Annotated in this window: 26 protein-coding genes and 3 pseudogenes; 20 read left to right on the top strand and 9 right to left on the bottom strand. The window is 70.2% G+C overall.

What is annotated here, in order from left to right:
- Positions 1–196: 196 nt before the first annotated feature.
- The 9 genes from ACFU5K_RS15635 (at position 197) to ACFU5K_RS15595 (ending at position 8,097) form a co-directional block, all read left to right on the top strand.
- On the top strand, positions 197–1,711 hold the full coding sequence (locus ACFU5K_RS15635) for a sensor histidine kinase (protein ID WP_384061239.1): 1,515 nt from the start codon (positions 197–199) through the stop codon (positions 1,709–1,711).
- Positions 1,708–2,139, top strand: a complete 432-nt coding sequence (locus ACFU5K_RS15630; protein ID WP_384061237.1) for a roadblock/LC7 domain-containing protein — start codon at positions 1,708–1,710, stop codon at positions 2,137–2,139. Before ACFU5K_RS15635 ends, ACFU5K_RS15630 begins: the two co-directional genes overlap by 4 nt.
- Positions 2,136–2,507, top strand: coding sequence for a DUF742 domain-containing protein (locus tag ACFU5K_RS15625; protein WP_384061234.1), 372 nt, complete (start codon positions 2,136–2,138; stop codon positions 2,505–2,507). The genes ACFU5K_RS15630 and ACFU5K_RS15625 overlap by 4 nt, the downstream gene beginning before the upstream one ends.
- Positions 2,488–3,144 carry an ATP/GTP-binding protein gene (locus ACFU5K_RS15620; RefSeq protein ID WP_384061233.1) on the top strand — a complete coding sequence of 219 codons (657 nt, stop codon included), beginning with the start codon at positions 2,488–2,490 and terminating at the stop codon, positions 3,142–3,144. Before ACFU5K_RS15625 ends, ACFU5K_RS15620 begins: the two co-directional genes overlap by 20 nt.
- An 11-nt stretch (positions 3,145–3,155) precedes the next feature.
- Positions 3,156–4,376, top strand: a complete 1,221-nt coding sequence (locus tag ACFU5K_RS15615) for a cytochrome P450 (RefSeq protein WP_384061231.1) — start codon at positions 3,156–3,158, stop codon at positions 4,374–4,376.
- On the top strand, positions 4,373–5,581 hold the full coding sequence (locus tag ACFU5K_RS15610) for a cytochrome P450 (RefSeq protein WP_384061228.1): 1,209 nt from the start codon (positions 4,373–4,375) through the stop codon (positions 5,579–5,581). Before ACFU5K_RS15615 ends, ACFU5K_RS15610 begins: the two co-directional genes overlap by 4 nt.
- 109 nt (positions 5,582–5,690) lie before the next feature.
- A complete protein-coding gene (gene serC / locus ACFU5K_RS15605; RefSeq protein WP_384061224.1) occupies positions 5,691–6,809 on the top strand; it encodes a phosphoserine transaminase in 1,119 nt (372 codons plus the stop codon).
- 147 nt (positions 6,810–6,956) lie between these two features.
- Positions 6,957–7,568, top strand: a complete 612-nt coding sequence (locus tag ACFU5K_RS15600) for a Uma2 family endonuclease (RefSeq protein WP_384061221.1) — start codon at positions 6,957–6,959, stop codon at positions 7,566–7,568.
- Positions 7,569–7,593: 25 nt separating this feature from the next.
- Entirely contained in the window at positions 7,594–8,097 is a 504-nt protein-coding gene (locus ACFU5K_RS15595) for a DinB family protein (protein ID WP_384061218.1), read from the top strand.
- Positions 8,098–8,126: 29 nt separating this feature from the next.
- Here ACFU5K_RS15595 and ACFU5K_RS15590 read toward each other — a convergent pair.
- Both ACFU5K_RS15590 and ACFU5K_RS15585 read right to left on the bottom strand, forming a co-directional pair.
- Positions 8,127–9,663, bottom strand: a pseudogene (locus tag ACFU5K_RS15590) (PP2C family protein-serine/threonine phosphatase).
- Between the two features lie 91 nt (positions 9,664–9,754).
- Positions 9,755–10,297 (bottom strand): GNAT family N-acetyltransferase, encoded by a 543-nt coding sequence (locus ACFU5K_RS15585; RefSeq protein ID WP_384061216.1) that lies wholly within the window; start codon positions 10,295–10,297, stop codon positions 9,755–9,757.
- A 121-nt stretch (positions 10,298–10,418) separates the two neighbouring features.
- Here ACFU5K_RS15585 and ACFU5K_RS15580 point away from each other — a divergent pair, with 121 nt between their 5' ends.
- From ACFU5K_RS15580 to ACFU5K_RS15570, 3 genes and pseudogenes are all read left to right on the top strand, one after another.
- Positions 10,419–10,820: a PPOX class F420-dependent oxidoreductase gene (locus tag ACFU5K_RS15580; RefSeq protein ID WP_384061214.1), complete on the top strand. Its 402-nt coding sequence runs from the start codon at positions 10,419–10,421 to the stop codon at positions 10,818–10,820.
- 147 nt (positions 10,821–10,967) lie between these two features.
- Positions 10,968–11,762 (top strand): annotated as a pseudogene (locus tag ACFU5K_RS15575) (polysaccharide deacetylase family protein).
- A pseudogene (locus ACFU5K_RS15570) lies at positions 11,759–11,917 on the top strand (PadR family transcriptional regulator); the annotation flags it as partial. The pseudogenes ACFU5K_RS15575 and ACFU5K_RS15570, both read left to right, overlap by 4 nt.
- Position 11,918: 1 nt before the next feature.
- On the opposite strand, the gene ACFU5K_RS15565 reads toward ACFU5K_RS15570, so the two are convergent.
- Positions 11,919–12,902, bottom strand: coding sequence for a WD40 repeat domain-containing protein (locus tag ACFU5K_RS15565; RefSeq protein WP_384061211.1), 984 nt, complete (start codon positions 12,900–12,902; stop codon positions 11,919–11,921).
- Here ACFU5K_RS15565 and ACFU5K_RS15560 point away from each other — a divergent pair.
- Positions 12,901–13,659: a GDSL-type esterase/lipase family protein gene (locus ACFU5K_RS15560; protein ID WP_384061208.1), complete on the top strand. Its 759-nt coding sequence runs from the start codon at positions 12,901–12,903 to the stop codon at positions 13,657–13,659. The genes ACFU5K_RS15565 and ACFU5K_RS15560 overlap by 2 nt on opposite strands.
- Before the next feature lie 56 nt (positions 13,660–13,715).
- Here ACFU5K_RS15560 and ACFU5K_RS15555 read toward each other — a convergent pair whose 3' ends face one another.
- Positions 13,716–14,357: a TetR/AcrR family transcriptional regulator gene (locus ACFU5K_RS15555; RefSeq protein WP_384061205.1), complete on the bottom strand. Its 642-nt coding sequence runs from the start codon at positions 14,355–14,357 to the stop codon at positions 13,716–13,718.
- A 293-nt stretch (positions 14,358–14,650) separates the two neighbouring features.
- On the opposite strand from ACFU5K_RS15555, the gene ACFU5K_RS15550 reads away from it, so the two are divergent.
- Positions 14,651–15,529, top strand: a complete 879-nt coding sequence (locus ACFU5K_RS15550; protein WP_384061202.1) for a DUF4429 domain-containing protein — start codon at positions 14,651–14,653, stop codon at positions 15,527–15,529.
- A gap of 211 nt (positions 15,530–15,740) precedes the next feature.
- Here ACFU5K_RS15550 and ACFU5K_RS15545 read toward each other — a convergent pair whose 3' ends face one another.
- Entirely contained in the window at positions 15,741–16,589 is an 849-nt protein-coding gene (locus ACFU5K_RS15545) for an alpha/beta fold hydrolase (protein WP_384061199.1), read from the bottom strand.
- Between the two features lie 218 nt (positions 16,590–16,807).
- Here ACFU5K_RS15545 and ACFU5K_RS15540 point away from each other — a divergent pair, with 218 nt between their 5' ends.
- Positions 16,808–17,302: a MarR family winged helix-turn-helix transcriptional regulator gene (locus ACFU5K_RS15540; protein WP_384061197.1), complete on the top strand. Its 495-nt coding sequence runs from the start codon at positions 16,808–16,810 to the stop codon at positions 17,300–17,302.
- A gap of 39 nt (positions 17,303–17,341) precedes the next feature.
- On the opposite strand, the gene ACFU5K_RS15535 is transcribed toward ACFU5K_RS15540, so the two are convergent.
- Positions 17,342–17,833: a hypothetical protein gene (locus ACFU5K_RS15535; RefSeq protein ID WP_384061194.1), complete on the bottom strand. Its 492-nt coding sequence runs from the start codon at positions 17,831–17,833 to the stop codon at positions 17,342–17,344.
- A 440-nt stretch (positions 17,834–18,273) separates the two neighbouring features.
- On the opposite strand from ACFU5K_RS15535, the gene nadE reads away from it, so the two are divergent.
- The 4 genes from nadE (at position 18,274) to ACFU5K_RS15515 (ending at position 22,002) form a co-directional block, all read left to right on the top strand.
- Positions 18,274–19,104: an ammonia-dependent NAD(+) synthetase gene (nadE, locus tag ACFU5K_RS15530; RefSeq protein ID WP_384061191.1), complete on the top strand. Its 831-nt coding sequence runs from the start codon at positions 18,274–18,276 to the stop codon at positions 19,102–19,104.
- An 11-nt stretch (positions 19,105–19,115) separates the two neighbouring features.
- Entirely contained in the window at positions 19,116–20,090 is a 975-nt protein-coding gene (gene pip, locus ACFU5K_RS15525) for a prolyl aminopeptidase (RefSeq protein ID WP_384061188.1), read from the top strand.
- Between the two features lie 45 nt (positions 20,091–20,135).
- Positions 20,136–21,128, top strand: a complete 993-nt coding sequence (locus tag ACFU5K_RS15520; protein WP_384061186.1) for an aldo/keto reductase — start codon at positions 20,136–20,138, stop codon at positions 21,126–21,128.
- Between the two features lie 292 nt (positions 21,129–21,420).
- A complete protein-coding gene (locus tag ACFU5K_RS15515) occupies positions 21,421–22,002 on the top strand; it encodes a Uma2 family endonuclease (protein WP_384061183.1) in 582 nt (193 codons plus the stop codon).
- Between the two features lie 53 nt (positions 22,003–22,055).
- Here the strand turns inward: ACFU5K_RS15515 and ACFU5K_RS15510 are convergent, their stop codons facing one another.
- Both ACFU5K_RS15510 and ACFU5K_RS15505 read right to left on the bottom strand, forming a co-directional pair.
- Positions 22,056–23,390 (bottom strand): MFS transporter, encoded by a 1,335-nt coding sequence (locus tag ACFU5K_RS15510; protein ID WP_384061180.1) that lies wholly within the window; start codon positions 23,388–23,390, stop codon positions 22,056–22,058.
- Positions 23,391–23,484: 94 nt separating this feature from the next.
- The gene (locus ACFU5K_RS15505; protein WP_384061177.1) at positions 23,485–23,925 is read right to left on the bottom strand and encodes a MarR family winged helix-turn-helix transcriptional regulator; all 441 of its coding nucleotides are present in this window, start codon (positions 23,923–23,925) and stop codon (positions 23,485–23,487) included.
- A gap of 134 nt (positions 23,926–24,059) precedes the next feature.
- On the opposite strand from ACFU5K_RS15505, the gene ACFU5K_RS15500 reads away from it, so the two are divergent.
- The gene (locus tag ACFU5K_RS15500) at positions 24,060–24,275 is read left to right on the top strand and encodes a hypothetical protein (protein ID WP_327116011.1); all 216 of its coding nucleotides are present in this window, start codon (positions 24,060–24,062) and stop codon (positions 24,273–24,275) included.
- Positions 24,276–24,314: 39 nt separating this feature from the next.
- Here the strand turns inward: ACFU5K_RS15500 and ACFU5K_RS15495 are convergent, their stop codons facing one another.
- Complete coding sequence (locus tag ACFU5K_RS15495) at positions 24,315–25,766, bottom strand: NCS2 family permease (protein ID WP_384061174.1); 1,452 nt, start codon at positions 25,764–25,766, stop codon at positions 24,315–24,317.
- Positions 25,767–26,027: the final 261 nt, after the last annotated feature.

Raw genomic sequence — 26,027 nt, 5'->3', positions numbered from 1 at the left:
GTGGCCGATGGGGTCACTTCAAGCCAAATTTCAAACAGAAGTGGCCACAAGGAATCCCCAAACGGGTCACCAATTCTCCTATAGTTGCCTCGACTTGATCGGGAACAATCAGCTCCAGTTGTGGTTCTTTCACTGCGACCGCACCGGAAGATCCGGATTGTCCCTTTCCCCGCACCGTCCGTCCCGAGGACTCCGATTGCGCCCTTCACTCCGGCCGACCGCGCTCGCCCTGCTGGTCTCGGCAGCCGCCACCGGCGCCCTGTGCCTCTGGGCCGTTGCCGCCGCCCCCTCCTCGGTACGGGCCCCGCTGTCCTGGGGAGCCGGCGCCGCCGCACTCGTGGTGAGCATCGCGGTCGCCGTCACCGTTTACGCCCTCGCCACCGCACGCAACCTGCGCGCCCTGCGGGCCGCGGACGCCGAACGGTTCACGGCCGAGACCTCTCGCCTCGTCTCGACCTCGGCCGCCGAGGCCCAGCGCTTCACCGCCGAGACCGCTCGGATCAGATCGACCGCCTCCGCCGAGGTCGCACGGGCCACCGGGGAAGCCGACGAGCGGGTCGCGCGCGTCACCTCCGAGGCCGCCGAGCAGTACGAGCGCCTCACCGCCGAGACCGCGCGGCTCACCGCCCGCGCCCGGCGCAGCGAGACCGAGCGCTCCGCGGCGATCGCCGCATGCGCCAACGCGGCCGGCCGCATGCAGGCACTGTCCACCAGCATGCTGGCCGACCTGCGCGAGATGGAGCACCGGCACACCGGCGAGGACGTGCTCGGCGATCTGCTGCACCTGGACCACCGCACCGCCCAGGCGGGCCGCCTCGCCGACTCCATCGCCGTGCTGACCGGTGCGCGCTCCGGGCGCCGGTGGGCGAAGCCGATCGTGATGGAGTCGATCCTGCGCGGCGCGATGGGCCGCATCGGCGGCTACCAGCGCATCCGCCTCCACTCGACCAGCGATGTGGCGATCGCCGGCCACGCCGCCGAGGGCGTCATGCACGCCTTGGCGGAGCTGCTCGACAACGCTGCCAACTTCTCGCCGCCCACGGCCGAGGTGCACGTGTACGTCGAAGAGGTCCCGGCGGGCATCGTGGTCACCGTCGAGGACAGCGGTCTGGTGATGAGCGACGTGCAACTGCGCCGCGCCGAGCGGGCCGTGTCCGCCGAGAACCAGGACCTCACCGCCATCTCGGGCACCCGGCTGGGCCTCGCCGTCGTCGGCAGGCTGGCCCGCAAGCACGGCCTCACCGTCTCCTTCCGGCCTTCGGCGCGCGGTGGCACGGGCGCACTGATGATGCTCCCGCAGGAACTCATCTCCCGTACGCCGGCGCTCCTTCCGGCTCCCGTCCCCGAGCCGGTGGGGCCGCCTGAGCCGGAGCCGGACCACGCGATGCCCGACACGGACCGGACTGCCGCGGAGACGGCGCGCGCGGACGGCTCCGGGCGCGCGCGGCGCGACGGCGCCCAGCCGGAGACGGTGGGGTCCGAGGCGGAGACCACCGGTTCCGTCCCCCAGTTCGGTGACAGCGGCCTCCCCAAGCGCCGCCGCGGCCGCACCCTGGCCGCCGCCGAAGCCCGTACCGGCAATGCCGAATCCGGCGGAGCCGAATCCCCCAGGCCCCGTACCACCGACCCGAAGGTGCAGGCTGCCCGCTTCAGCACCTTCAGCCAGGCGGTACGAGCCAACTCCCCGCACCCGGAAGGCAACACCCGATGAGCGCGACCACCGACGAGAAGCTCAACTGGCTGCTGGAGGGGCTGCTCGACCGGACGCCCGGCGCCCGGCACGCCCTCGTCCTGTCCAGGGACGGGCTCAAGCTGTGCCGGACCCCCGAGCTGTCCGTCGACCAGGCGGACCAGCTGGCCGCCATCTCGGCCGGCATCCAGAGCCTGTCGCACGGCGCGTCCATGGAGTTCGGTGACGGCACCGGCGGCGTACGGTCCGCGATGACCGAGTTCTACGGCGGCGTGCTGTTCATCGTCGAGGCGGGCGCGGGCGCCCACCTGGCGGTCGTGGCCGCCGAGGACTCCGACGTCGGCCTGGTCGGCCACAACATGAGTGAACTCGTCGAGCAGCTGGGCGAGTACCTCGTCGCCCCGCCGCGCGACGCGGCGGCCCCTGCCGCGGAAACAGCGGACGTATGACGTCCGTACCGCGCCCCCGCCCAGGACGCGACGACGATCCGGACCGGCTGTACACCCTGACGGGTGGCCGCAGCCGGTCGGACTCGGCCGCGTTCGACCTGGTGACGCTCGTCGTCGCCGAGTGCGATCCCACCCCAGGGATGCAGTCGGAGCACGTCGCGATCCTACGGATGTGCCAACTCCCCACCGCGGTCGTCGAGATCTCGGCCACCCTGAATCTGCCCGTCAGCATCGTGCGCATCATGCTGTGCGACCTGCTCGACACCGGCCGGATCAGCGCCCGCCACCCCCGTACTGCACGTGTCGAGGACCGGCTCCCCGACACCGACACCCTGGAACAGGTGCTCGTTGGACTCCGCAACCTCTGACCGTGCCGCCCTGCAGGCCACAGCCGACAACGGACTGAAGATCGTCGTCGTCGGCGGCTTCGGGGTCGGCAAGACCACCATGGTCCGTTCCGTGAGCGAGATCCGTCCGCTCAACACGGAAGAGACCATGACCCGCGCGGGCGAGGCCGTCGACGACCTCGACGGTGTTCAATCCAAGACGTCCACCACGGTCGCCTTCGACTTCGGCCGGATCACGCTCGACGCGCGATCGGTCCTCTACCTCTTCGGCGCGCCCGGACAGGAGCGCTTCTGGTTCCTGTGGGACCGGCTCTTCTCCGGCACCCTGGGCGCCGTCGTCCTCGTCGACACCCGGCGGCTCGCCGACTCCTGGTACGCGATCGACCGTCTGGAGCACCACGGCACGCCGTTCATCGTGGCGTGCAACGACTTCGGCGGCCCCTTGCACACCGAGCAGCAGATCCGCGAGGCCCTCGACCTCTCCCCCGACGTCCCGCTCGTGGAGTGCGACGCCCGGGACCGGTCCTCCAGCAAGTACGTCCTGATCACCCTCGTCGAGCACCTCTACGCACTGTCCCTCTCACGCGAGAAGAACGCCGACGCGGCCTTGGCGGGCGGTCCCTCCGCCCCGGCGAAGACCCCGGAGCCCACGCTGTGACCAAGTGCCCCATGAACGGGACCGCCACCCCGCTGTCCGGTCCGCGCTTCCAGACGGACCCCGTGCAGCTGTACCGGGAGATGCGCCGTGACCAGGGGTCCGTCGCCCCGGTGGTGCTCGACGGCGACATACCCGCGTGGCTGATCCTCGGCTACCGGGAGCTGCACCAGGTCACCAACGACCCCGTGCTCTTCAGCCGGGACTCGGACCTGTGGAACCAGTGGGACAACATCCCGGACGGCTGGCCGCTGCTGCCGATGATCGGACGCAAGCAGCCGTCGATCCTCTACACGGTGGGCGAGCGGCACACCGTCCGCGCCGGCATGATCAGTGACGCGCTGGAGGCCGTGGACCCCTTCGCGCTCAAGCGCTACGCCGAGGAGTTCGCCGACGACCTCATCGACCGCTTCTGCTCCTCCGGCCGGACCGACATCATCGCCGAGTACGCGATGCTGCTGCCCGCCCGGGTGCTGGCGAAGATCTACGGCTTCAGCGACGAGGTGGGCGGGCCGCTCGTCGGCGCGCTCAACGACATGATCGACGGTCGTGAGCGGGCCCTGGCCGGACAGCAGCACCTGGGCACGTCGATGTTCCAGCTCCTGACCGACAAGCACGCGGAGCCCGGTGACGACGTCGCGACCCGGATGCTCCAGGACCCCGGCGGCTTCACCGACGAGGAGGTCGCCCAGGACCTCATGGTGATGATGGCCGCGGGCCACCAGCCGACCGCCGACTGGATGGGCAACTCCCTGCGGCTGATGCTGACGGACGACCGCTTCGCCGCGTCGCTCTCCGGAGGCCGGCACAGCGTCGCCGAGGCCATGAACGAGGTGCTCTGGGAGGACACCCCCACCCAGAACGTCGCCGGCCGCTGGGCGTCCCGTGACACCCACCTCGGCGGACAGCACATCCGCGCCGGGGACCTGCTGCTCCTCGGCATCGCGGCCGCCAACGGCGACCCGCAGGTGCGCACCGACGGCTCGGCCCTGACCGGCGGCAACAACGCGTTCCTCTCCTTCGGCCACGGCGAGCACCGCTGCCCGTTCCCGGCCCAGGAGACCGCGGAGGTCATCGCACGTACGGGGATCGAGGTGCTCCTGGACCGGCTCCCGGACGTCGACCTCGCCGTCCCCGCGGAAAAACTGACCCGGCGTCCTTCCCCGTGGCTGCGGGGACTGACGGACCTGCCGGTGCACTTCACTCCCACCCCCGCTCTTGGAGGCCAGAAATGACCCGGATCGTCCTCGATCCCCTCGTCGCAGACCTCGACGGCGAGAGCGCGGCGCTGCGCGCCGCCGGACCGCTGGCCGAGGTGGAGCTCCCCGGCGGGGTGCACTGCTACGCGGTGACCCACCACGCCGAGGCCCGCCAGCTGCTCACCGACAGCCGTGTGGTCAAGGACATCAACGTCTGGAACGCCTGGCAGCGCGGCGAGATCCCGATGGACTGGCCGCTGATCGGTCTCGCCAACCCGGGCCGCTCGATGCTGACCGTCGACGGCGCCGACCACCGCAGGCTGCGCACCCTCGTCGCGCAGGCCCTGACCGTCAAGCGGGTGGAGCGGCTGCGGTCCGGCATCGAGGCGCTGACGAACGCGTCCCTCGACCGGCTCGCGGCGCACCCCAAGGGCGAGGCCGTCGACCTGAAGGCGGAGTTCGCCTATCCGCTGCCGATGAACGTCATCAGCGAGCTGATGGGCGTGGACGCCGCCGACCACCCCCGGCTCAAGGAGCTGTTCGAGAAGTTCTTCTCGACGCAGACCCCGCCTGAGGAGGTCCCGCAGATGATGGCGGACCTCGGCGCGCTCTTCACGAAGATCGTGGACGGCAAGCGCGCGAACCCGGGTGACGACCTGACCAGCGCGCTCATCGCCGCCTCCGAGGACGGCGACCACCTCACCAACGAGGAGATCGTCAACACACTGCAGCTGATCATCGCGGCCGGACACGAGACCACGATCAGCCTGGTCGTCAACGTCGTCGAGGCGCTCCAGACGCACCCCGAGCAGCGCAAGCGCGTACTGAGCGGGGAGGTGCCGTGGGAGAACGTGATCGAGGAGACCCTGCGCTGGAACACCCCCACCTCGCACGTCCTGATCCGCTTCGCGACGGAGGACGTCGAGGTCGGCGACAAGGTCCTGCCCAAGGGCGAGGCCCTGATCGTCTCCTTCGGGGCGCTCGGCCGCGACGAGAAGCAGTACGGGCCGACCGCCGGTGAGTTCGACATCACCCGGTCCCCCAACCGTCACATCGCTTTCGGCCACGGCCCGCACGTCTGCCCGGGCGCCGCGCTGTCCCGGATGGAGGCCGGCGTCGCGCTGCCCGCGCTGTACGAGCGCTTCCCCGACCTGGACCTGGCGATACCCGCCGCCGACCTGCGGAACAAGCCGATCGTCACCCAGAACGACCTCCACGAGCTGCCGGTCGACCTCGGCTGATCCACGGCACCGCATTCCGGCCGCACGGGTCGTACATGATCCGGAGCGTGCGTCTCATCGGACGGACAGGGCTCCCTGACCGCTTCCCCGAGGGGCTACGCTCCGGATCGTGGCTGACATCCAGATTCCCGCTGACCTCAAGCCCGCCGACGGACGTTTCGGCGCCGGCCCCTCCAAGGTGCGGACGGAGGCGGTCGACGCGCTGGCCGCGACCGGCACCTCCCTGCTCGGCACATCCCACCGCCAGGCCCCGGTCAAGAACCTGGTCGGCGAAGTACGTGACGGTGTGCGCAGCCTCTTCTCCCTCCCCGAGGGTTACGAGGTCATCCTGGGCAACGGCGGCTCCACCGCCTTCTGGGACGTCGCGACACACGGTCTGATCGAGTCGAAGTCGCAGCACCTGAACTTCGGCGAGTTCTCGTCGAAGTTCGCGAAGGCCGCCAAGCTCGCGCCGTGGCTGGCCGACCCGACCGTCATCGCCTCGGACCCGGGCACCCACCCGGACCCGCGGGCCGAGGCCGGCGTCGACGTCTACGCCTTCACCCACAACGAGACCTCCACCGGTGTCGCGGCCCCCGTCAAGCGGGTCGCGGGCGCCGACGAGGGGTCGCTCGTCCTCGTGGACGCCACGTCCGGCGCGGGCGGCCTGCCGGTCGACATCACCGAGACGGACGTCTACTACTTCGCACCGCAGAAGTCCTTCGCCTCCGACGGCGGCCTGTGGATCGGTGTGTTCTCCCCGGCGGCCCTGGAACGCGCCGCACGCGTCCACGCCTCGGGCCGGCACATCCCCGAGTTCTTCTCGCTGCCCACCGCGATCGACAACTCCCTGAAGAACCAGACGTACAACACCCCGGCGCTGGCCACCCTCTTCCTGCTGAACGAGCAGCTGAAGTGGATGAACACCCAGGGCGGTCTGGACTTCACCACCGGCCGCACCACCGCTTCCGCGCAGAACCTGTACGGCTGGGCCGAGGACTCCAAGTACGCCACCCCGTTCGTCACCGACCCGGCGAAGCGCTCGCAGGTCATCGGCACGATCGACTTCGAGGACGGCGTCGACGCCGCCGCGGTCGCCAAGGTGCTGCGCGCCAACGGCATCGTCGACACGGAGCCGTACCGCAAACTGGGCCGCAACCAGCTGCGCGTGGCGATGTTCCCGGCGATCGACCCGGCGGACGTCCAGGCACTGACGGCGTGCATCGACTACGTGATCGACAAGCTGTAGGCAGTACACGGAAGCGGCCCGGTACACGTCCCGTGTGCCGGACCGCTTCCGTATCACCCGGCCGGGTGAACCGTGGCTCGCGGGGCACCCGGGTCCGCTCCGGCCTACGATGATGCTCTCGACACCAGCCATTCCAGGAGGACCGCAATGTCTGCAGCAGCAGTCGAGCACCCCTGTGACGATGAGCCGGAAACACAGCTCGAAACAGCCAACCGGCTGATGGATCAGCTTCCGGGTCATCGCGTCGAGATCATCGGAGGCGTCATCACCGTGGCACCACCCCCGGACGGCCCGCACGCCCGCGCGCTCACCAAGCTGATGCGGCCCTTCATCGCCGCGGGACTCGACGACGGTGAGACGGAGGTCCTCCAGGGCGTCGGCCTGTGGCTTCCCTCCGGCCCCGAGGACTACGCCATCCCCGACCTGGCGATCGTCGACGCCGATCTCGACGAGCACCTGATCGAGAACAACTGCTACGACCCCGCCTGCTTCCGCCTGGTCCTGGAGGTCACCTCCGGGAACTACCAGAACGACATGCGCAACAAGGTCACCGCGTACGCCCAGGCCAAGATCCCCGTGTACGTCGTCGTCGACCGCAAGCACGGCCGGGTCCACGTGCTGACCGAACCGCTGCCCTCCGGTTACGACCGTCACGAGGTGTACGCCCCCGGACAGGAGGCCCCGCTTCCCTCCGTCCTGGGCACCGAGGTGTCCCTGGACGTCGCCGAGCTGGTCCGGGCGGGCCGCCCCAAGCGCTGAGGACGCGGGCCGCTACCGTTCGCGCATGACCTCAACTACGGCCCAAGTCCCTTACACCGGCGGCGAGAAGGAATCCCTGCACGCGAGTCTGGACCGGCACCGGGACGTGGTGCTGTGGAAGCTCGAAGGGCTGGACGACGAGCAGCTGCGCCGCCCCATGACCCCGACGGGGACGAATCTGCTGGGCATCGTGAAGCATCTGGCAACCGTCGAATACGGCTGGTTCTGCGAGACGTTCGGACGCGGGACCGAGGACTTCTGGTTCGACACGTCCAAGGACGACATGACGGTCGCCCCCGACGAGTCGACGGAGCGGATACTCGCGTTCTACGCCCGCGCCCGCACCGCCGCCGACCGGTCGATCGAGGAGACGGACCTGGACACCACCGGGATCTCCTGGAACGGGAGGACGGTGTCGATGCGCTGGGTTCTCATCCACATGATCGAGGACGTCCTGCGGCACGCCGGACACATGGACATCGTCCGTGAGCTGATCGACGGGACGACGGGCTCCTATCCCGCCCCCTGAGCGGCGGGCGGCGCCACGGATCCCGGCCCTCAGGTGACGCGGACGACGAGCACCGCCACGTCGTCGCGCTGCGGTACGTCGTCCAGGCGGTGGGCGAGCGCCTCCAGGATCAGTGGCAGCGGGCGGTCGCCGATGGCCGAGAGGGTGGCGGCGGTCTGCTGGACGCTCTCGTCGATGTCGTTGTCGCGGCGTTCGACCAGTCCGTCGGTGTACAGCAGGAGCACGCTGCCCCGCGGGAGTTCGTGTTCCAGGTCGTGGCGGGGGACACCGCCCGGGGAGCCGAGGAGCATCAGGTCGTGCGCACCGAGTGTCGAGACGTCTCCGTCGGGCCTGCGTACCAGGGGCGGCGGGTGGCCGGCGTTGGACCAGGTGAGCAGCCACCGGTCGCCGTGCGGGTCGACGCGGGCGTGCACCGCTGTTGCGCCGGGGCCCAGCGGCAGCGCTTCGAAGGCGCTGTCCACCGCCTTCAGAGCGGCCGCGGGCGAGTGGGCGGCGCGCGCGAGGGTGGCCTGGCGGAGCATGCTGCGGACCTGCCCCATCACCGCGGCGGCCTGGACGTCGTGTCCGATGGCGTCCCCGATGGACAGCATCAGGGACCACCGACCGGAGGCGGCGGGGTGCTGGAGCCGGTAGGCGTCGTACCAGTCGCCCCCCCACCATGTCCTGGTCGGTGGCGGGCAGGTAGAGGGCCGCCATGTCCAGGCCCGGCACGGACGGCAGCTCGGTCAGCATCGCGGCCTGGAGCTGTTCGGCGGTGCTCAGCCGGTTCTCGACGAACAGCGTGCGCTCCACCGCCTGGCTCGCGTATCCGCCGATCGCGGTCAGGACCGCCTCCTCGGTCACCTCCAGGAGGTGGGCGGCCGACCAGCACCACATCAGCACCCCGCGGTCCCGCGTCAGCGGTACACACAGCGCGGAGTGGAGGCCCAGCGAGTCGTATCCGGCCACCGCTTCGGGGCTGAAGCCCGCCACGAGCGCGTCACGGTCCGGGACGAAGACGGTGCGCTGTTCCCGCATCGCCTGCGTGCTGGGGAAGTCGGCGTCCATGTCCAGCCGGTCGATCGACACCTCGACGGGCCGGACGTCCTCCGGGTCGACCACGCGCCACAGGCCCCGGCCGTCCGCGAGCAGCAGACCGACGTAGGACGGGTCGGTGGGGCCGTCGAACAGGTTTCGCAGGCGGCGGGCCAGGTCCGTCAGGTCGCGGGAGTGTCCCAGTTCGACGGAGGCGCGCAACAGCAGGTGGGCGTGGTCGCGGTCCCTGTGGGTCCGTTCGCCGGCGATCCGCAGCCGCAGTTCCACGGAGCAGGCCGCGGCGAGTCTGCCGGTGTCGACGACGTGCTGGCAGAAGGAGTGACTGAGAGGGGTCCCGCGCCGCGTGGCCCACGGCTCGGCGAGGCCGACCATGCCGGGAAAGACCTGCCGGTCGGGCTCCTGCAGGGCGACCAGCGAGACGGGGACGCGGAGGAAGCGCGCGACGAGCCTGGCGAACCGTTCCATGCCGGGATCGGCCGCCGCTGTGAGCCCTGCGAGCCGCAGGGCTTCCGTCCTCCCCAGTTCGCCCACCCGGGGGCCTTTCGTAGAGGTGGTGGCAGGAGCCTTGGCGCGCACGTACGCCGCCCTACGAAGGTATAAGACAATTCCGGCGATGTCGTGATCAGAGCCGGGCTGCGGAGTCCGGCACGGCGGTGCGCGCGACGTCCCGCCGCCACCTCACCTCACCGTCCTCCCGCTCGTCCGTGGCGGTGAGCCCCGCCGCCGCGGCTACGGCGGCGGATGCGGCGTGGTCCGGATGGATGTGGGCGACCACGCTCCGGACGGACCCCCGCGCCAGCAGGTGGCGGACCATTCCCGTCGCCGCTTCCTTGGCGTACCCCCGGCCCTGCCACGGGGTCCCGACCACCCAGGCCACTTCCGCCCGGCCGTCGCGCACGGTGGCCTGCACGTAACCGGCCAGGGACCCGTCGGTGCGCACCCGGAGCACCCAGTTGAACCAGAGCTCGGCGGGGTCGGGCGAGCCGGCGCTCTGGCGCTCGTAGCGGCCGCGCAGGGCGCCGACCTCCTCCGGTGCGCCGCCCGTGTAGGTGTGCAGAGCGGGGTCGAAGAGGACCGCCGCCATCTCCTCCGCGTGTGCCACGTCCAGCGGGAGCGCGTCCAGGCGGGCGGTGGAGAAGGGCTCGGGGGCACCGTCGGCGTGCATGCCGCGGAGCCTACGCCGGTGACCCGCCCCGGGAACGCCCGGCGGCCCCCGCCCGCGCGCAGCCCGCCTGGAATGCCCCCTTTCTGCACATTGCCGGCGTGTGAGGTGCACCATGGAATGCATGAGCACGATCCGTGAGCTGGAGCCCTTCGTGAAGCAGTACACCGTCCTGCTCAGCAGTCGCAGGCCCGACGGATCCGCTGCCCGCACCCCCGTCAGCATCGCCGTCGAAGGCGACCACGCCTACATCCGTACGTTCTCCTCGGCGTGGAAGGTCGACCGGATGCGCAACCACCCGGTGGTGGAGGTCGCCCCGTGCACCGTGCGAGGCGCACCGACAGGACCGCCCGTGAAGGCATGGGCCCGGCTCCTGCAGGAGGGGTCGCAGGAGAACCTGCACGCCGCCCGGACGCTCTCCCGGAAGTACCCCGCCCTGCACGGCGTCGTCATCCCCCTCACCCACCGACTGAAGCGGGACCGGACACTGCACTACGAGCTGCGCCCCGTCACGCAGGACGATTGAACCACCGCACCGCGCACCGAAGTCCGGGGCGCGCACCAAGTCGGCAGAGACCCCCTGGGCACGGTCGGGCAGCCTTCCGTGGTTCACGTATTCCGCTGTGAACATCGGCATACACTCCGCGTATACACCTGATGTATTGTCCCCTCCATGCACGCAATACTTGACAAGCGAATAAAGACTGCGAAGGGTGTCCGAGCGATCGCGACCCTGTCGGTGGCCGGGGCCCTGATCCTGGGCCTCAGCGGCTGCACGCACTACGACACCAGCAAGCCGAGCGACGTACGCAAGGCCGCCACCGACGACAAGTCCGGCGGTCGCGCCGTCGGCACGGTCGACTGCCGCAAGGCCAAGTGCATCGCCCTCACCTTCGACGCGGGACCGAGCGAGAACAGCCCCCGCCTCCTGGACATCCTCAAGGCGAACAAGGTGCACGCGACGTTCTTCCTGCTCGGCAAGAACCACATAGACAAGCACCCCGACCTGGTCGAACGGATGGCCCGGGAGGGACACGAGCTGGCCAGCCACACATGGGACCACAAGATCCTCACCGAGATCAGCGATGCGGAGATCCGCGACGAGTTCAAGCGCACCGACGACGCGGTGGAGAAGCTGACGGGCAAGCGACCCACGCTCATGCGGCCGCCGCAGGGCCGCACGGACAACCACGTCGGCGAACTCGCCAAGCAGGAGGGCCTGGCCCAAATACTGTGGGACGTCACCACGAAGGACTACTAGGTGCCGCCGAGCGCGACGATCACCGAGCGCGCCGTGCAGCACGCGAAGCGGGACTCCATCATCCTGCTGCACGACATCTACAAGAACACCGTGCCCGCGGTCCCCGGCGTCATCGACCAGCTCAAGGCCAAGGGCTACACCTTCGTCACCGTCCCCCAGCTGCTGGCCCCCGGCAGGGCCGAGCCGGGCAAGGTCTACAAACCGTGACCGATCTGGGCCTTCTCGAGTCCGGGCCGCCCCACGGCTACGACTTGAAGCGTTCCTTCGACGCGAAGTCCGGCCAGGACCGGCCGCTGCACTACGGCCAGGTCCACGCGGCCGTGTCGCTCCTGCTGAAGAACGGCCTCGTCGTCTGCCGCGGTTCTAGCCGCGCCGCCGCTTGGCCATGAGCAGGGCCAGCACGATGACGACGACCGCGACCGCCCCGCCCGTCACCGTGCTCTTCCCGGGGCCGCCGTCCTCGCCACCGTCCCCCGAAGACGTCCCGCCGCCCCCGCTGTTCGGCGACGCCTTGCCACCGCCGCCCTTCACGTCGACGCGCACCACCTCGCTCCGCTCCCCCTCGGAGCCGAACATCATGGCCGAGCCGTCCGCCGTGTAGGTCACCGACTCGGCCTGCCCCTGCAGCGGCACGCTCACGGCGTGGTCGGCACCGAGCCGGCCGTGCCCGAAGGCGTAGGCCCGTGCGCTGAAGTAGGAGCGCAGCACCAGCTCCTTGCCGTCCGGCGAGAACGCGCCGTCCGTCACCCACGGCACCTCGTCCACCCGCCGGAACACGTTCGTCCCGCCGGCCGTCAGCTTCTGCGGACCCTCGTAGAGCCCGCCGCCGCCCTCCCTCTTCGAGGCGATGTACACCCGCCCCGTCACGGGGTGGACCATCATCGCCTCGGCGTTGCGCGCCCCGTCCGCGTACTTCACGTCGAACTGCGTGGCCCGCACCGTGGCGTCCGCGAGCTTCTTCGGTTCCGGGAAGCGGTAGATCCAGACGTGGTCCCAGGAGCCGTCGAGGTTGTCACCGATGTCGCCGACGTACAGGTTCCCGTCGGGCCCGAGTGAGATCGCCTCCACGTCGCGGGGCTCCCCGACACCCTTCATGGTGATCGTCGCGACGGTCTTCCCGGTCCGGGAGTCGACGGCATAGACGTACGGCCCGTCCTCGCTGTCGTTGTGGGTCCAGTAGACGCCCGGGTGGATCCGGCTGGCGGCCAGGCCGCTGGACTCGGTGATGCGTGGGTCCTCGATGGTGAAGGTACGGTCCGCCCCGTCCCCCTCGTCCGCGACGGCGGGCGCCGCCCCCGCGAGGAACAGGAGGGCAGCGGCGGCGGAGAGGGTCAGCAGCGATCTCATGGCACAAGTGTCCACTGTCACGTCGCAGGCCGGAGCGGTGATCCGCCATGATGTCGCCATGCGTTTTCTCTTCGTCGGCGACTCCATGACCATCGGGCGTTCCGGCGACTTCACCTGGCGCTACCGGATGTGGCAGCACCTGGAGGCGACCGTCGGCTGCGGCGGCTACGCGATCACGGGTCCGCGCACCGAGCTGTACGACACCGAGGCGAACGCCCCGCTCTCCCACACCTACGGCGATCCGGACTTCCCCGCGCCCGCGCGCCGGCACCTCGCCGGCTGGGGCGAGGGCTGGCTCCACATGGCGCCCGTCATCGCGGACACGGTCACGGTGACCCGTGCCGACGTCCTGCTGGTCTCGCTCGGCCTGATAGACCTCGGCTTCTACACGAACAGTGAGCAGACGGCCGCGAACGCGCGGGCCTTCGTCACCGCGGCCCGCACCGCGAACCCGCGGATCAGGCTGGTGCTCCTCCCCGTGATACCCAATGTGCGGGCCGAGTCCGACGCTCCCTTCGCCGCGGAGTGCGACAGCTTCAACGTGCTGCTCGCGAAGGCCGTCGCCGATCTGGACACCCCCTCGTCGCCGGTCCTGCTGGCCTCGCACCCGGCGGGCTACGACATCCGCACGGACACCTACGACGGCACCCACCCCGGCCCCACGGGCGAACACAAACTGGCCGGCGCCTTCGCCGACGCGATGCACCAGGCGTGGGGCGTGGGCGGCGCGTACGCGCAAGCCGTGCTCGCGGCCTGAAGCGTCCTGAACCCGGCCCCGGAACCCGGCCCCGGGCCGGGCCGGGCCCTAGCGGGTCAGCCGACGAGCTCGACGCCCAGCATCGCGAGCCCCAGCTTGGTCAGCTCCTCGGACACCTCGTCCGGCCTGGCCCTGCGGGGGCGGCGGGCGTGGTGGGCCATGAGCTCGTGGACCGTGCCGACCATCACCATCACCACCACACGGTGGTCCCGCTCCTCCGCCTCACCCCGCACCGCCGCGCGCTCAGCCTCGCCGGTGAGGAAGTCGCCCCACAGGTCACGCCACTTCTTGCAGTGGGCGTCAACGGCGGGACTCACGCCCAGCACCTCGACGAAGGTGATCCGCGCCTCGCGCAGGTCCCGGGTCACGGCCGACACGTACGCGTCGAAGAGCCGCCGGAAGCGCTCCGCGACCGGACAGTCGTCCATGCCGTCCGAGAGCAGGGCCTGTTCGGCCGCGCGGAGCCCACTGGTCGTGATCTGGTTGTGGAGGGCCATGAGCACGCCCTCCCGGGAGCCGAACTCCTCCCAGAGCATCTCCTCCGGGACCCCGGCCACCTCGCACAGGGCCTGCTCCGACGTGGCCGCGTAGCCGTACACCCCGAACAGTTCCAGGCCCGCGTCGAGGAGTTGCGCACGTGCCCGGGTGCGCCTGCCGTCGACCGCTCCGGTCAGTTGGTCCACCGGGACATCCACCACGGGTCCTCCTTCGTCTGCCACATCTCCGGTGCTCGCGGCTGCGGTTGAGCGGGTCCGCGCGGGCCGGTGAGGGCTCGGTCGCCTCTGGATGGCGCGTGCGCCATTGTCCTGGTTCGTCCGGCGGTGCGCACCCTTCGGCGCGCCACCGGGCCGATAGACCAGCAGGACCGGTGAGCGCTCGTACGTCAGTACAGACGCCGTCAGGACGCGAGACCGGAGGTGCGGAACAGCCGGAGTCGCCGGCTACCTCCAGCCCCTCGGCCGGTGGAGGCGCGGCTGGCAGAATCCGCTCCATGGCGGACATCATCACGCGCGACGGCACATGGAGCTTCGATGGGGAGACGATTCGCATCGTCCCCGGCAGCAAGGTGCACCCCGTGCGACAGGATCTCGGCGAGTTCGCCGTGCCGCTCGAAGCGGTGGCGGGCGCCTCCTTCGAACCGGACCGCAAGGGCGGCCGCCTGCGGCTCCGGCTCCGCACCGGTGCCTGCCCGGTACAGCGGGCCGCCGACGGACGACTGCGGGACACGGGTGACCCGTATCAACTGCTGGTGGAGAAGGACCGCACGGGCGTGGCCGAGTACCTCGTCGACGAGATCCGCAACGCCCTGGTGATCGAGCAGGTGCCGGACGGGCCGGTGGACCGCTTCCTGCTGCCGGGACCGTCGGTACCCGTGTCCGGCGGAGGCGGGGACGGCACCGCGTCCTTCGACGGGTACACGGTCCGCCTCGTCTGGAACTGGAAGGCCGAGGAGTCGAAGACCACCGGAGGCGCCGTCACTCTCCCGCTGTCGGACGTCACCGGAGTGCGCTGGATACCGGCCATCGGACTGGAGAACGGTTCCCTCCGCTTCGACCGCGCGGGAGTCACCGCGACCGCGCAGCCCAAGTACGACCCGTACTCGCTGGACCTGTGGGGGCTGTCCAAGCGGGAGTACACCGCCGTCCTCGTCGCGGCCGCCGTGCTCGTGCGACTGCCCTCGCCCGCCCAGGCGCTCGCACCCGGCGCCCCGCAGGAAGTCCCCGCTCTCGCCCCGGCCGACGTCCCGGCCGCCGACGATCACGACGTCCTGTTGCGGCGACTGCGCGAGCTCGGCGAGCTGCACAAGGCAGGCGTCCTCACCGACGAGGAGTTCACCGTCGCCAAGCAAGCCGTGCTGAAGCGCCTCTGAGCCCGGACCGCCGTCCCGCACCCCCTGGACGGGGACGTCGCCCAGCCTCGCGAAACGCTCCCGCCACGGCAGTGGGTCACCCGGATCGGCGTCGGCCACAGCAGGGAAGTACGTGCTCCGGAAGCCCGCGTGAAGCAGTCGCACATCACCATGCCGCGATCCTCACACCCGGCACCGACAACCGTGGCACCCGGCCGTGCCGGCGACGATTTCAGCGGCCGTCGGTGGCGCGCGCGGCCTGCTCGATCACGCGGGTCACCGCGTCCGGGCGGGAGACCGTGACGGCGTGCGAGGCCTTGATCTCCGTGGTGTGGGAGTGGGCGCGCTCGGCCATGAAGCGCTGTGCGGCGGGTGGGATGTTGAGGTCCTGCGTGGTGACCAGGTTCCAGGAGGGGATGGTCTTCCAGGCGGCCCCGGTGGCTCCCTCCTCCAGGGCGGAGGCGGCTACGGGGCGCTGGGTCGCGGCCATGAGGTCACTGACCCGTGTGGGGACGTCGGCGGCGAACTGGTGGTGGAACTTGTCGGCCTTGATGTAGAGGTCGGTGCCGGCGCCGCCTCCGGCGGCGGGGAAGGAGACGGGGTTCAGGGCTTCTCCGAGCGTGCTGCCGGGGAACTTGCCGGACAGCCCCAGTGCGGTCTCGCCCTGCTCGGGGGCGAAGGCGGCGATGTAGGCCAGGGCCTTCACGTTCGGGTTGCCCGCGGCGGCCTCGCTGATCACGGCGCCACCGTAGGAATGACCCGCGAGCACGACGGGGCCGTGGATCGACTTGAGGAAGCTCTTGAGGTAGTCCGCGTCACTGGTCAGGCCCCGCAGCGGGTTGGCCGGGGCCATCACGGGATATCCGTCGTGCCGCAGGCGCTGGATCACGCCGTTCCAGCTGGACGAGTCGGCGAAGGCGCCGTGCACCAGGACGACCGTGGGCTTGGCGCTTGCCGGCTGGTGCCCGCTCGTGGCACTCGCCGGCGACACCGCCGTGAGGGTCAGCGCCGCCACCCCTGCCATGGCGCCCACCACGGCGATGCGCTTGCGGGAGGAACGGAAGGCGGTCGAAAGGTTCATGAGAACTCCTCAGATCAGGGCGGATGCCGGGGCGCCACCGCCGGAAGGGGGCCTGTCCGGTGGCGACACCAGAAACCTAGCGGGGCTTTGCCTCGCACACAAGTTACTTGCGCACAAGATAAATGGAGGCGAGTGCATAGCGCTCGCGAGAAGATACGGTAATGTCCCGAATGCCCTTCATGAAGCGGACAGCCACCGACAGGAAGACGAGTCGAGCGATGAGTGACGAGAGCCCCGCGACCGGGCCGGACCGGCCCATCCCGCTCCTGGACAAGCACCTGTGCTTCACCCTGTACGCGGCCTCGCGCGCCGTCACCGGCGTGTACCGGCCCCTGCTCGAACCGCTCGGGCTGACCTATCCGCAGTACCTGGTCATGGTCGCCCTCGGCGAACACCGCACCCTGACCGTCAAGGAACTGGTGGCTCTCCTGCAGCTGGACTACGGAACCGTCACGCCGCTGATCAAGCGCCTGGAAGCGAACGGCCTGCTCAAGCGGCAACGCCAGGCGGACGACGAACGGGTGGTCCACGTCGCGCTCACCGAGGAAGGCCTCGCACTGCACGCACGCCTCTCCAGCATCCCGCCGGCCATCGGCGAGGCCGCAGGGCTGACCGCCGAAGAGGTCTCCACCCTTCAGAGCCTGGCGCGCCGCCTGACGGCCAACATCGACGATCACACCTCGGCGGGCAAGAAGGGGGACAGGAGGACGTGAAGCGCCCGTGATCTGCGCGCGGACCGCAGGCCCGGTCCCCTAGCGCTCCGGGAACGCCTCTCCGCACGCGCTGCAGAACCTCGGCGCGCGGTCCGCGGACAGCCGGCCGCACTCCGGGCACACCAGGTCGAGCATGCAGGGGGCCTCGCCGCCCTCGTGCGCCGGAGTCCGTACGGCCGGCTTGACGGTGAGCCCGGGGCGGCGGCGGTGCACCGTGAGGTAGGTCAGCCCGTCCGGGCCGGCCTCCAGGGCCCGGCGCGAGGTGCGGGGCAGCCACATCACCGTGGTCGGGACGAGGTCGAGGGCGCGGCCGCCCGTGCGCAGACCGCCGCTCCCAGCGAGGACGACGAGGAGTACGTCGAGGACGTCCTCCTGGTGTTCGCCCACGTGGGCGTCCGGCGGCAGGTGGACGACGTTGGCGTCCAACTCCCTTCCCTGTTCGGCAAGATGCCACAGCGCACCACGTTCGCCGGGGGCGACGGAAGTGAGGAGCTCGTCCAGGACCGCCAGCACCTTCGGCGTGGCGTTCACGCGGCCACCTCGTCGTACCGCTCACGGGCCTCGTGGACCCGGTCGGAATGCGCCGGGGTAGGGGTCGACATGGTCCTTGTGCCCTCCGGTCCTGCCTGCGGGTGACCTGCGGACATCGCAGGACGCACTCTCGATGGAGGGTAACTCTCCCTGCGGCCGAGGGGCGGAGGCGGCCCGCACCCGCCGCGCCGGGGGCGGCGTACAGGACAGCTCCCGGTCGCAGTCGTCGGGCTCGCGGACGGGAGCGTGCGCGCGGTGGTGGGCCTGGCAGCCGCGGCGCCCCTGTGGTCGTCCGCATACCACGTGGCCGTCAGGGGCTGACCCGCACGCGGGGGTGCGGGGGGTGTGGGCGTACCCGGCCGACCGGCCCCGGAGACGCCCGAGCCCCTGGGTAGGGTGGGAGGCGCGAGACCCCTAGTGAACCGGAACCGGGAGCAGACGTGAGCGAGTCGGCGGCCATCGCCCTGCAGGAGGAGATCGCCCTCGAACTCGAGGTCGCTGAGACCTTCGACGCCGAGAAGGAGATCGAGCGCCGTGTGGCGTTCCTCGCCGAGCGGCTGACCGCCTCGGGCCTGCGTTCCCTGGTGCTCGGCATCAGCGGCGGGGTCGACTCCACCACCGCCGGCCGGATGTGCCAGCTCGCCGTGGAACGGGCGCGCGCGGCTGGCCACGAGTCGCGGTTCTACGCGATGCGGCTCCCCTACGGCGTCCAGGCCGACGAGCACGACGCCCAGCTCGCGCTCTCCTTCATCCGCGCCGACAAGGTCCTGACCGTGGACATCAGGCCCGCGAGCGACGCCGCGCTCGCCGCCGCGCTCGCCGCCGGTGTGAGCTTCCGCGACTCCGGCCACGAGGACTTCGTACTCGGCAACATCAAGGCGCGGCAGCGCATGATCGCCCAGTACGCGGTGGCCGGAGCGCACGACGGCCTCGTCGTCGGCACGGACCACGCGGCCGAGGCGGTCTCCGGCTTCTTCACCAAGTTCGGGGACGGCGCCGCCGACCTGGTCCCGCTGACCGGGCTGACCAAGCGCCGGGTGCGCGCGGTCGCCGAGGTGCTGGGCGCACCCGCCGAGCTCGTCGGGAAGGTGCCGACGGCCGACCTGGAGACGCTCGACCCCGGCAAGGCCGACGAGCACGCCCTCGGCGTCACCTACGACACCATCGACGACTTCCTCGAGGGCAAGCCGGTCGACGACGAGGCCTTCGACACGATCGTCGGCAGGTACCGCCTCACCGATCACAAGCGCCGGCTGCCCATCGCCCCGTAGACTCCGGCGCCATGGACCGGAGACCCGACGAGAAGTACCCGCCGACCGAGCCCCACGACCACGGCATGCTGGACGTGGGTGACGGCAACCTCGTGTACTGGGAGGTCTGCGGCAACCCGGCCGGCAAACCCGCGCTCGTCGTGCACGGCGGTCCGGGCTCGGGGTGCACCGCACGGCCCCGGCAGTACTTCGACCCGGACCTCTACCGCGTCGTGCTCTTCGACCAGCGCAACTGTGGCCGCTCCACCCCGCACGCGAGCGACCCGTCGGCGGACATGCGGCACAACACGACAGCCCACCTGATCGCCGACATGGAACGCCTGCGCACCCGTCTCGGCATCGAGAAGTGGCTGCTGTACGGCGGCTCGTGGGGCTCCACCCTGATCCTGGCGTACGCCGAGGAACACCCGGGACGGGTCTCGGAGATCGTGATCCCGGCGGTGACGACGACCCGGCGCAGCGAGATCGACTGGCTGTACAGGGGCGCCGGACAGATCTTCCCCGAAGCCTGGGACCTGTTCCGGGCGGGCGTCCCGGAGGCCGAGGGCCCGCACGCGCTCGTCGCCGCGTACGCCCGGCGGATGGAGAGCCCGGACCCCGGGGTGCGGGCGCGGGCGACGGCCGACTGGTGCGCCTGGGAGGACGCGGTGCTGTCCATGGAGACGTACACCGGTCCGCCGCCCTACAGCGGCAGGCCCGGACGGGCCCAGCAGGCACTCGTGCGGATCTGCGCGCACTACTTCTCGCACGGCGCCTGGCTGGAGGAGGGGCAGCTGATCCGCGACGCGGGCCGCCTGGCGGGCATTCCCGGCGTGCTGGTGCACGGCCGCCTCGACCTGGGCGGCCCGCTCATCACCGCGTGGGAACTGGCCAGGGCCTGGCCCGATGCGGAGCTGACGGTGATCCCCGACGCGGGTCACCTCGGCGGTGCGGCGACCTCGCGGGCCGTGCTGGCAGCGCTGGACCGGTTCGCCGTGCGCGCGTGAAGCCCCCTTGCTTCGAGCCCGCTCGAAGGAGTTGGCTTGGGCTCCATGAAGTACACGCAGCTCGGACGCACCGGACTCAAGGTCAGCCGCCTCGTCCTGGGGACGATGAACTTCGGCCCCCAGACCAACGAGAGCGACAGCCACGCCCTCATGGACGCCGCCCTGGAGGGGGGAGTCAACTTCTTCGACACGGCGAACGTCTACGGCTGGGGCGAGAACAAGGGCCGCACCGAGGAGATCCTCGGCACCTGGTTCGCGCAGGGCGGCGAGCGCCGCGACAAGGTCGTCCTCGCCACCAAGGTCTACGGCAACATGGGTGCCGGCGATGCCTGGCCCAACCACGACAAGCTGTCCGCACTCAACATCCGCCGGGCCGTCGACGCGAGCCTCAAGCGCCTGCAGACGGACCACATCGACCTGTACCAGTTCCACCACGTCGACAGGTCCACCCCGATCGACGAGATCTGGCAGGCCATCGACGTACTGATCCAGCAGGGCAAGATCCTCTACGCGGGCTCGTCCAACTTCCCGGGTTACAAGATCGCGCAGGCCAATGAGCGTGCCCGGCAGCGGGGCGCCTACGGCCTGGTCAGCGAGCAGTGCATCTACAACCTGATGCAGCGCGGCGCAGAGATGGAGGTCATCCCGGCCTCCCAGGAGTACGGCCTCGGGGTGATCCCGTGGTCCCCGCTGAACGGCGGGCTGCTCGGCGGCGTACTCCGCAAGGAGCGTGAGGGCGGCGGCGCCCGCTCCACCTCCGGCCATGCCGCCGAAGCCCTGGCCGACCCGAAGGTGCGGGAGCGGATCCAGGCGTACGAGGACCTGGTGGAGAAGCACGGTCTGGAGCCCGGCGAGACCGGCCTCGCCTGGCTGCTGACGCGGCCAGGCGTCACCGGACCGATCTCCGGCCCGCGCACGCGCGAGCAGCTCGACTCCGCCCTGCGCGCGGTGGAAATGGAGCTGTCCGACGAGTTGCTCTCCGCCCTGGACGAGATCTTCCCGGGCCCGGGGCCGTCGCCGGAGAACTTCGCCTGGTAGGACGCGGCGTGCGTGCGGCCGTCCTTGCGGGGCTCAGCCCCCGAGGGCGGCCGCCGCCGCGACGAGGACGAACATCAGCACGAGCACGGCCGCCATGATGCGGTTTCTGGTCTTCGGGTCCACGCGAGGAGCCTAGCGGCCCCGCTCACCGCCCCAGCCGCCAGGCCCGCACCACCTCGTAACGCGGCTGCCCCGCACGGGAGGTCCAGCGTCCCGACGTGTCCGGGGGCCCGGGCCTATCGTTGTACTACGCGGCTGCCCGCGCCGTGCGGCAGCGGGGAGGAGCGGCACGATGACCGTCGTCGACGACAGGATCGAGATGGCCGACACCAGCGACGAGCGCACCCTGGACATGATGTTCGAGTGGCTTGAGCCCACCCCCGAGGGATTCAAGGTAGAGATCGTCGAGGGGAACATCTACATGTCGCCGCAACGGGGCACTCACTGGCAGATCATTCTCGACCTCATCGAGCAGTTGCGGGCCGGCTACCCACGTCGGCGGCTGATGTCCGACGTACGCATCGATTTTCCGGGCCGGCTCAACGGATTCGCGTCCGACGTCGTGGCTCTTGCCGACGGCGCCACCGCCGACGCCAAGGGCCACTGGCGCTACCAGGACATCGAGTTCGTCGCCGAGGTGATCTCCAAGGACACCGCCGCCAACGACTACGGCTCCAAGAAGGCCACCTACGCCACCGCGGGCGTGCCGGTGTACCTCATCGCCGACCCGTACACCGGCACGTGGCACCTGCACACGCTCCCCAAGGACGACGAGTACCGCAGCCTGCTGAGCCTCGACTTCGGCTCGGCCGTCGATCTCACCGGCACGGTCGTGGGCCTCACGCTGGAGACGGGCGACTTCCCCCGCGACTGAAAAACGAGAACGCCGCCCCCTCCGGCAGGAGGGAGCGGCGCACTCGGCCGTGCTCAGGCGGCCGTCGCCAGCTGCTCGCGCGGGACGAACCGCACGTGCGGGCGGCCCGGGCGCAGGTCGACCTTGAGGCGCAGACCGCCGACTCGGGTCAGGGCGAAGCCCACACCGAGGGCGGCCAGCATCGAGATCGCCCCGCCGACCGCCATACCGGTCCGGGCCCCGTAGGTGTCGCTGATCCAGCCGACGATCGGGGCGCCCACCGGAGTACCACCGGCGAAGACCATCATGTAAAGGCTCATCACCCGGCCCCGCATCTCCGGGTCCGCGGCCATCTGGACGCTCGTGTTGGCGACGATGTTGGTCGTCAGGCCGATCATGCCGATCGGGACGAGCAGCAGCGAGAACAGCCAGACGGACGGCGACAGCGACGCGGCGATCTCCAGGACACCGAACACGGTGCCCGCCCCCACCAGCATCCGCAGCCGCGAGGAGCGGCGGCGGGCGGCGAGGAGGGCTCCGGCCAGGGAGCCGGCGGCCATGAGGATGTTGAAGAACGAGTACATCCCGGCGCCGCCGTGGAAGATGTCGTCAGCGAAGGCCGTCAGGAAGATCGGGAAGTTGAAGCCGAAGGTGCCGATGAAGCCGACCAGGACGATCGGCCAGACCAGCTCGGGTCTGCCCGACACGTAACGCAGCCCTTCACGGAGCTGCCCCTTGGCGCGCTTGACGGTCATGGACGGGTGGAGCTCGCTCGTCCGCATCATCAGCAGCCCGGCGAGCGGCGCCGCGAACGACAGGCCGTTCAGCAGGAAGGCCCAGCCGCTGCCGACCGTGGTGATCAGGACGCCCGCGACGGCGGGGCCGATGAGCCGGGCCGACTGGAAGTTGGCCGAGTTCAGGCTGACGGCGTTGCGCAGCTGCGCGGGACCGACCATCTCGGACACGAACGACTGGCGCGCCGGGTTGTCGACGACGGTCACCATGCCGAGCAGGAACGCGATCAGGTACACGTGCCAGACCTGGACGACGCCGGAGAGGGTGAGGGCGGCGAGTGCGAGGCCGCACAGGCCGAGCGCCGCCTGGCTGATGAGCAGCAGCCGCCGCTTCGGGAGCCGGTCGGCGATGACGCCTCCGTACAGGCCGAAGAGCAGCATCGGGAGGAACTGGAGGGCCGTCGTGATGCCGACGGCGGTGGCGGACCCGGTGAGGCTCAGGACGAGCCAGTCCTGCGTGATGCGGCTCATCCAGGTACCGGTGTTGGAGATCACGGCGCCCGTGGCGAACAGGCGGTAGTTGCGTATCTTCAGCGACGAGAAGGTCCCGCCGGTCTTGCTCTCGTGGGTGGACGTCGGTGCGGGGGCGGAGTCTGCTCCGGATCCCGTACTCAAAAGGGTTCGCCTCCTCGGGCGTATACGGCGGTCGGACTGACGGGGATGTGGACGTGGACGCCGCGGGCTGCCGGCCCGGGTGCCACGCCTGGGATCACAGGTGGGCGAGCTTCTCCAGTACGGGCGCGGCGGCCCGCAGCTTCTCCCACTCCTCCTCGTCCAGGCCCTCGGCGAGGTGGGCCAGCCAGGCGTTCCGCTTGGAGCGGCTCTCGGCGAGCATGGCTTGTGCCTGCTCGGTCCGGCTGACCATCTTCTGCCGACGGTCGTCGGGGTGCGGTTCCAGTCTGACCAGGCCCTTGGCTTCCAGCAGCGCGACGATGCGGGTCATCGACGGGGGCTGCACGTGCTCCTTGCGGGCCAGCTCACCGGGGGTGGCGGATCCGCAACGGGCCAGTGTGCCGAGCACGGACATCTCGGTGGGGCTCAGCGACTCGTCGACTCGCTGGTGCTTCAGGCGACGGCCCAGCAGCATCACGGCGGAGCGAAGGGAGCTCACGGCGGCGGCACTGTCACCGTCGTGGATCAGGTCAGGCATGTTCATTAGCGTAACTCATTAGCTCTGCTAAATACCAACCGGTGGTACACGCGCGAGAAACTGATCACCCGAACGAGTGAGTATGGGCCGGAAACCGCCCCGGAACGGCCATCCGTGCCGCGACCCTGCTTGGCATGGGATCGACAGTGCTCAGCCTGCGCATAGACGGTGAGCTGCTCGAGCGGCTCCGCCGGCACGCCGCCAGACGCGGCATGACCGTCCAGGACTACGTGGTCCGGACCCTCGTGCGCGACGATTTCGACGAACGCTTCCACGCGGCCGTCGACGAGACGGAGAAGTTCTACGGGGCGGACCCCCGTCACCCGGACCCGGCCGACCGGGTCACCTGACGGATATCCGCCCCGCGGGGGTGGAACGTCCGTACGCGCCTATGCGAGGCCGAGCCCCGGCATCGCGTAGTAGAAGACGAAGACCGCGGACACCACGTACATGGCGGTCGGCACCTCACGTCCCCGGCCCGCCACCAGGCGCATCACGCTGAAGGTGATGCAGCCGATGCCGATGCCGTTGGTGATCGAGTACGTGAACGGCATCATCAGCATCGCGAAGAAGGCCGGGACCGCGAGCGTCATGTCGCTCCAGTCCACGTCACGCACATTGCCCGCGAGGATCAGGAACCCGACCGCGATCAGGGCCGGAGTGGCCGCCTGAGAGGGAACCATCGTCGCCAGCGGCGTCAGGAACAGCGCCACCGTGAAGAGCAGCCCGCTCACCACACTCGCGAGCCCGGTGCGGGCACCTTCGCCGACGCCCGCCGTGGACTCCACGAAGCACGTCGAGGCGGAGGACGAGCTCAGACCGCCCGCCGCGACCGCGACACCGTCGACGAACAGGACCCTGTTGATGCCGGGGAAGTTGCCGTTCCTGTCCATCAGCTTCGCCTCGTCGCCGACACCGAGGATGGTGCCCATCGCGTCGAAGAAGCAGGACAGCAGCACGGTGAAGACGAAGAGGATGCCGGTCACCACCCCGACCTTCCCGAAGCCGCCGAACAGGCTGACGTGGCCGAGCAGACCGAAGTCGGGCGACGACACCGGATTCCCGGGCCACTTCGGGACGGTCAGGCCCCAGGCGTCGGCCGGCAGGTCCGCGACGGCCTCGATGACCAGCGCCAACACCGTCATGACGACGATGGAGATCAGGATCGCGCCGGACACCTTGCGCAGGATCAGCCCGAGGGTCAGCAGCGTGCCGAGGATGAAGACCAGCACGGGCCAGCCGTGGAGGTGACCGTCATTGCCGAGCTGCAGCGGCACCGTGGTGTGCGCGGCGTCCGGGATGCGGGAGACGAAGCCCGAGTCGACCAGGCCGACCAGCAGCACGAACAGGCCGATGCCCATCGCGATGCCCTTGCGGAGCGACCGCGGCACGGCGTTCATCACGCGCTCCCGCAGCCCGGTCGCGACCAGCAGCATCACGACGATGCCGGCCAGCACGACCATGCCCATGGCGTCGGCCCAGCTCATCCGGGGGGCGAGCTGGAGGGCGACGACGGTGTTGACGCCGAGACCGGCGGCGAGCGCGATCGGCACGTTGCCGATGACACCCATCAGGAGCGTGGAGAACGCGGCCGCCAGCACGGTGGCCGTGACGAGCTGGCCCCCGTTGAGCTGATGCCCGTACATGTCCTTCGCGCTGCCGAGGATGATCGGGTTCAGCACGATGATGTAGGCCATGGCGAAGAACGTGGCGAAACCGCCACGGATCTCGCGGGCGACCGTCGACCCCCGCTCGGAGATCTTGAAGTAGCGATCGAGGGAGCCAAGCGACTGCTGCGGCCCCTGAGGCTGACCGACCGGAGCGGTGGCCGAGGAGGACATGTATGACCTTCAGTCGTGCATGAGAGGGATGGATACAGTCAAATTTGGATGTTTACACGAATGAATTGAGTCATCCATAAGCAGGTTCAGTATGAATACATAAGCCGAAGATCGCTATCTCCGCGCGTAGACCCTTGCGTCGACTGGCTCGCCCGGGACAGCACTTACGACCTTGGGGGAATTAGTGATCGTCCCGGTCGGGCCGTGACATGAGAAGGACCGCACGGGTTAGGTGAGTTGTGAAGCTTTCCTGGGCCCGTG

This window comes from Streptomyces sp. NPDC057428 (assembly GCF_042803195.1).
Lineage (GTDB): Bacteria > Actinomycetota > Actinomycetes > Streptomycetales > Streptomycetaceae > Streptomyces.
The sequence above is the reverse complement of the archived record's forward strand: the minus strand, read 5'-3'. Positions and strand labels throughout refer to the sequence as shown.

Coding starts and splice junctions, on each gene's coding strand:
- ACFU5K_RS15630 (WP_384061237.1), top strand. CDS start 1,708: ATGAGCGCGACCACCGACGAGAAGCTCAACTGGCTGCTGGAGGGGCTG.
- ACFU5K_RS15625 (WP_384061234.1), top strand. CDS start 2,136: ATGACGTCCGTACCGCGCCCCCGCCCAGGACGCGACGACGATCCGGAC.
- ACFU5K_RS15615 (WP_384061231.1), top strand. CDS start 3,156: ATGAACGGGACCGCCACCCCGCTGTCCGGTCCGCGCTTCCAGACGGAC.
- ACFU5K_RS15610 (WP_384061228.1), top strand. CDS start 4,373: ATGACCCGGATCGTCCTCGATCCCCTCGTCGCAGACCTCGACGGCGAG.
- ACFU5K_RS15600 (WP_384061221.1), top strand. CDS start 6,957: ATGTCTGCAGCAGCAGTCGAGCACCCCTGTGACGATGAGCCGGAAACA.
- ACFU5K_RS15595 (WP_384061218.1), top strand. CDS start 7,594: ATGACCTCAACTACGGCCCAAGTCCCTTACACCGGCGGCGAGAAGGAA.
- ACFU5K_RS15585 (WP_384061216.1), bottom strand. CDS start 10,297: ATGCACGCCGACGGTGCCCCCGAGCCCTTCTCCACCGCCCGCCTGGAC.
- ACFU5K_RS15580 (WP_384061214.1), top strand. CDS start 10,419: ATGAGCACGATCCGTGAGCTGGAGCCCTTCGTGAAGCAGTACACCGTC.
- ACFU5K_RS15560 (WP_384061208.1), top strand. CDS start 12,901: ATGGCACAAGTGTCCACTGTCACGTCGCAGGCCGGAGCGGTGATCCGC.
- ACFU5K_RS15565 (WP_384061211.1), bottom strand. CDS start 12,902: ATGAGATCGCTGCTGACCCTCTCCGCCGCCGCTGCCCTCCTGTTCCTC.
- ACFU5K_RS15550 (WP_384061202.1), top strand. CDS start 14,651: ATGGCGGACATCATCACGCGCGACGGCACATGGAGCTTCGATGGGGAG.
- ACFU5K_RS15545 (WP_384061199.1), bottom strand. CDS start 16,589: ATGAACCTTTCGACCGCCTTCCGTTCCTCCCGCAAGCGCATCGCCGTG.
- ACFU5K_RS15540 (WP_384061197.1), top strand. CDS start 16,808: ATGAGTGACGAGAGCCCCGCGACCGGGCCGGACCGGCCCATCCCGCTC.
- pip (WP_384061188.1), top strand. CDS start 19,116: ATGGACCGGAGACCCGACGAGAAGTACCCGCCGACCGAGCCCCACGAC.
- ACFU5K_RS15520 (WP_384061186.1), top strand. CDS start 20,136: ATGAAGTACACGCAGCTCGGACGCACCGGACTCAAGGTCAGCCGCCTC.
- ACFU5K_RS15515 (WP_384061183.1), top strand. CDS start 21,421: ATGACCGTCGTCGACGACAGGATCGAGATGGCCGACACCAGCGACGAG.
- ACFU5K_RS15505 (WP_384061177.1), bottom strand. CDS start 23,925: ATGCCTGACCTGATCCACGACGGTGACAGTGCCGCCGCCGTGAGCTCC.
- ACFU5K_RS15500 (WP_327116011.1), top strand. CDS start 24,060: ATGGGATCGACAGTGCTCAGCCTGCGCATAGACGGTGAGCTGCTCGAG.
- ACFU5K_RS15495 (WP_384061174.1), bottom strand. CDS start 25,766: ATGTCCTCCTCGGCCACCGCTCCGGTCGGTCAGCCTCAGGGGCCGCAG.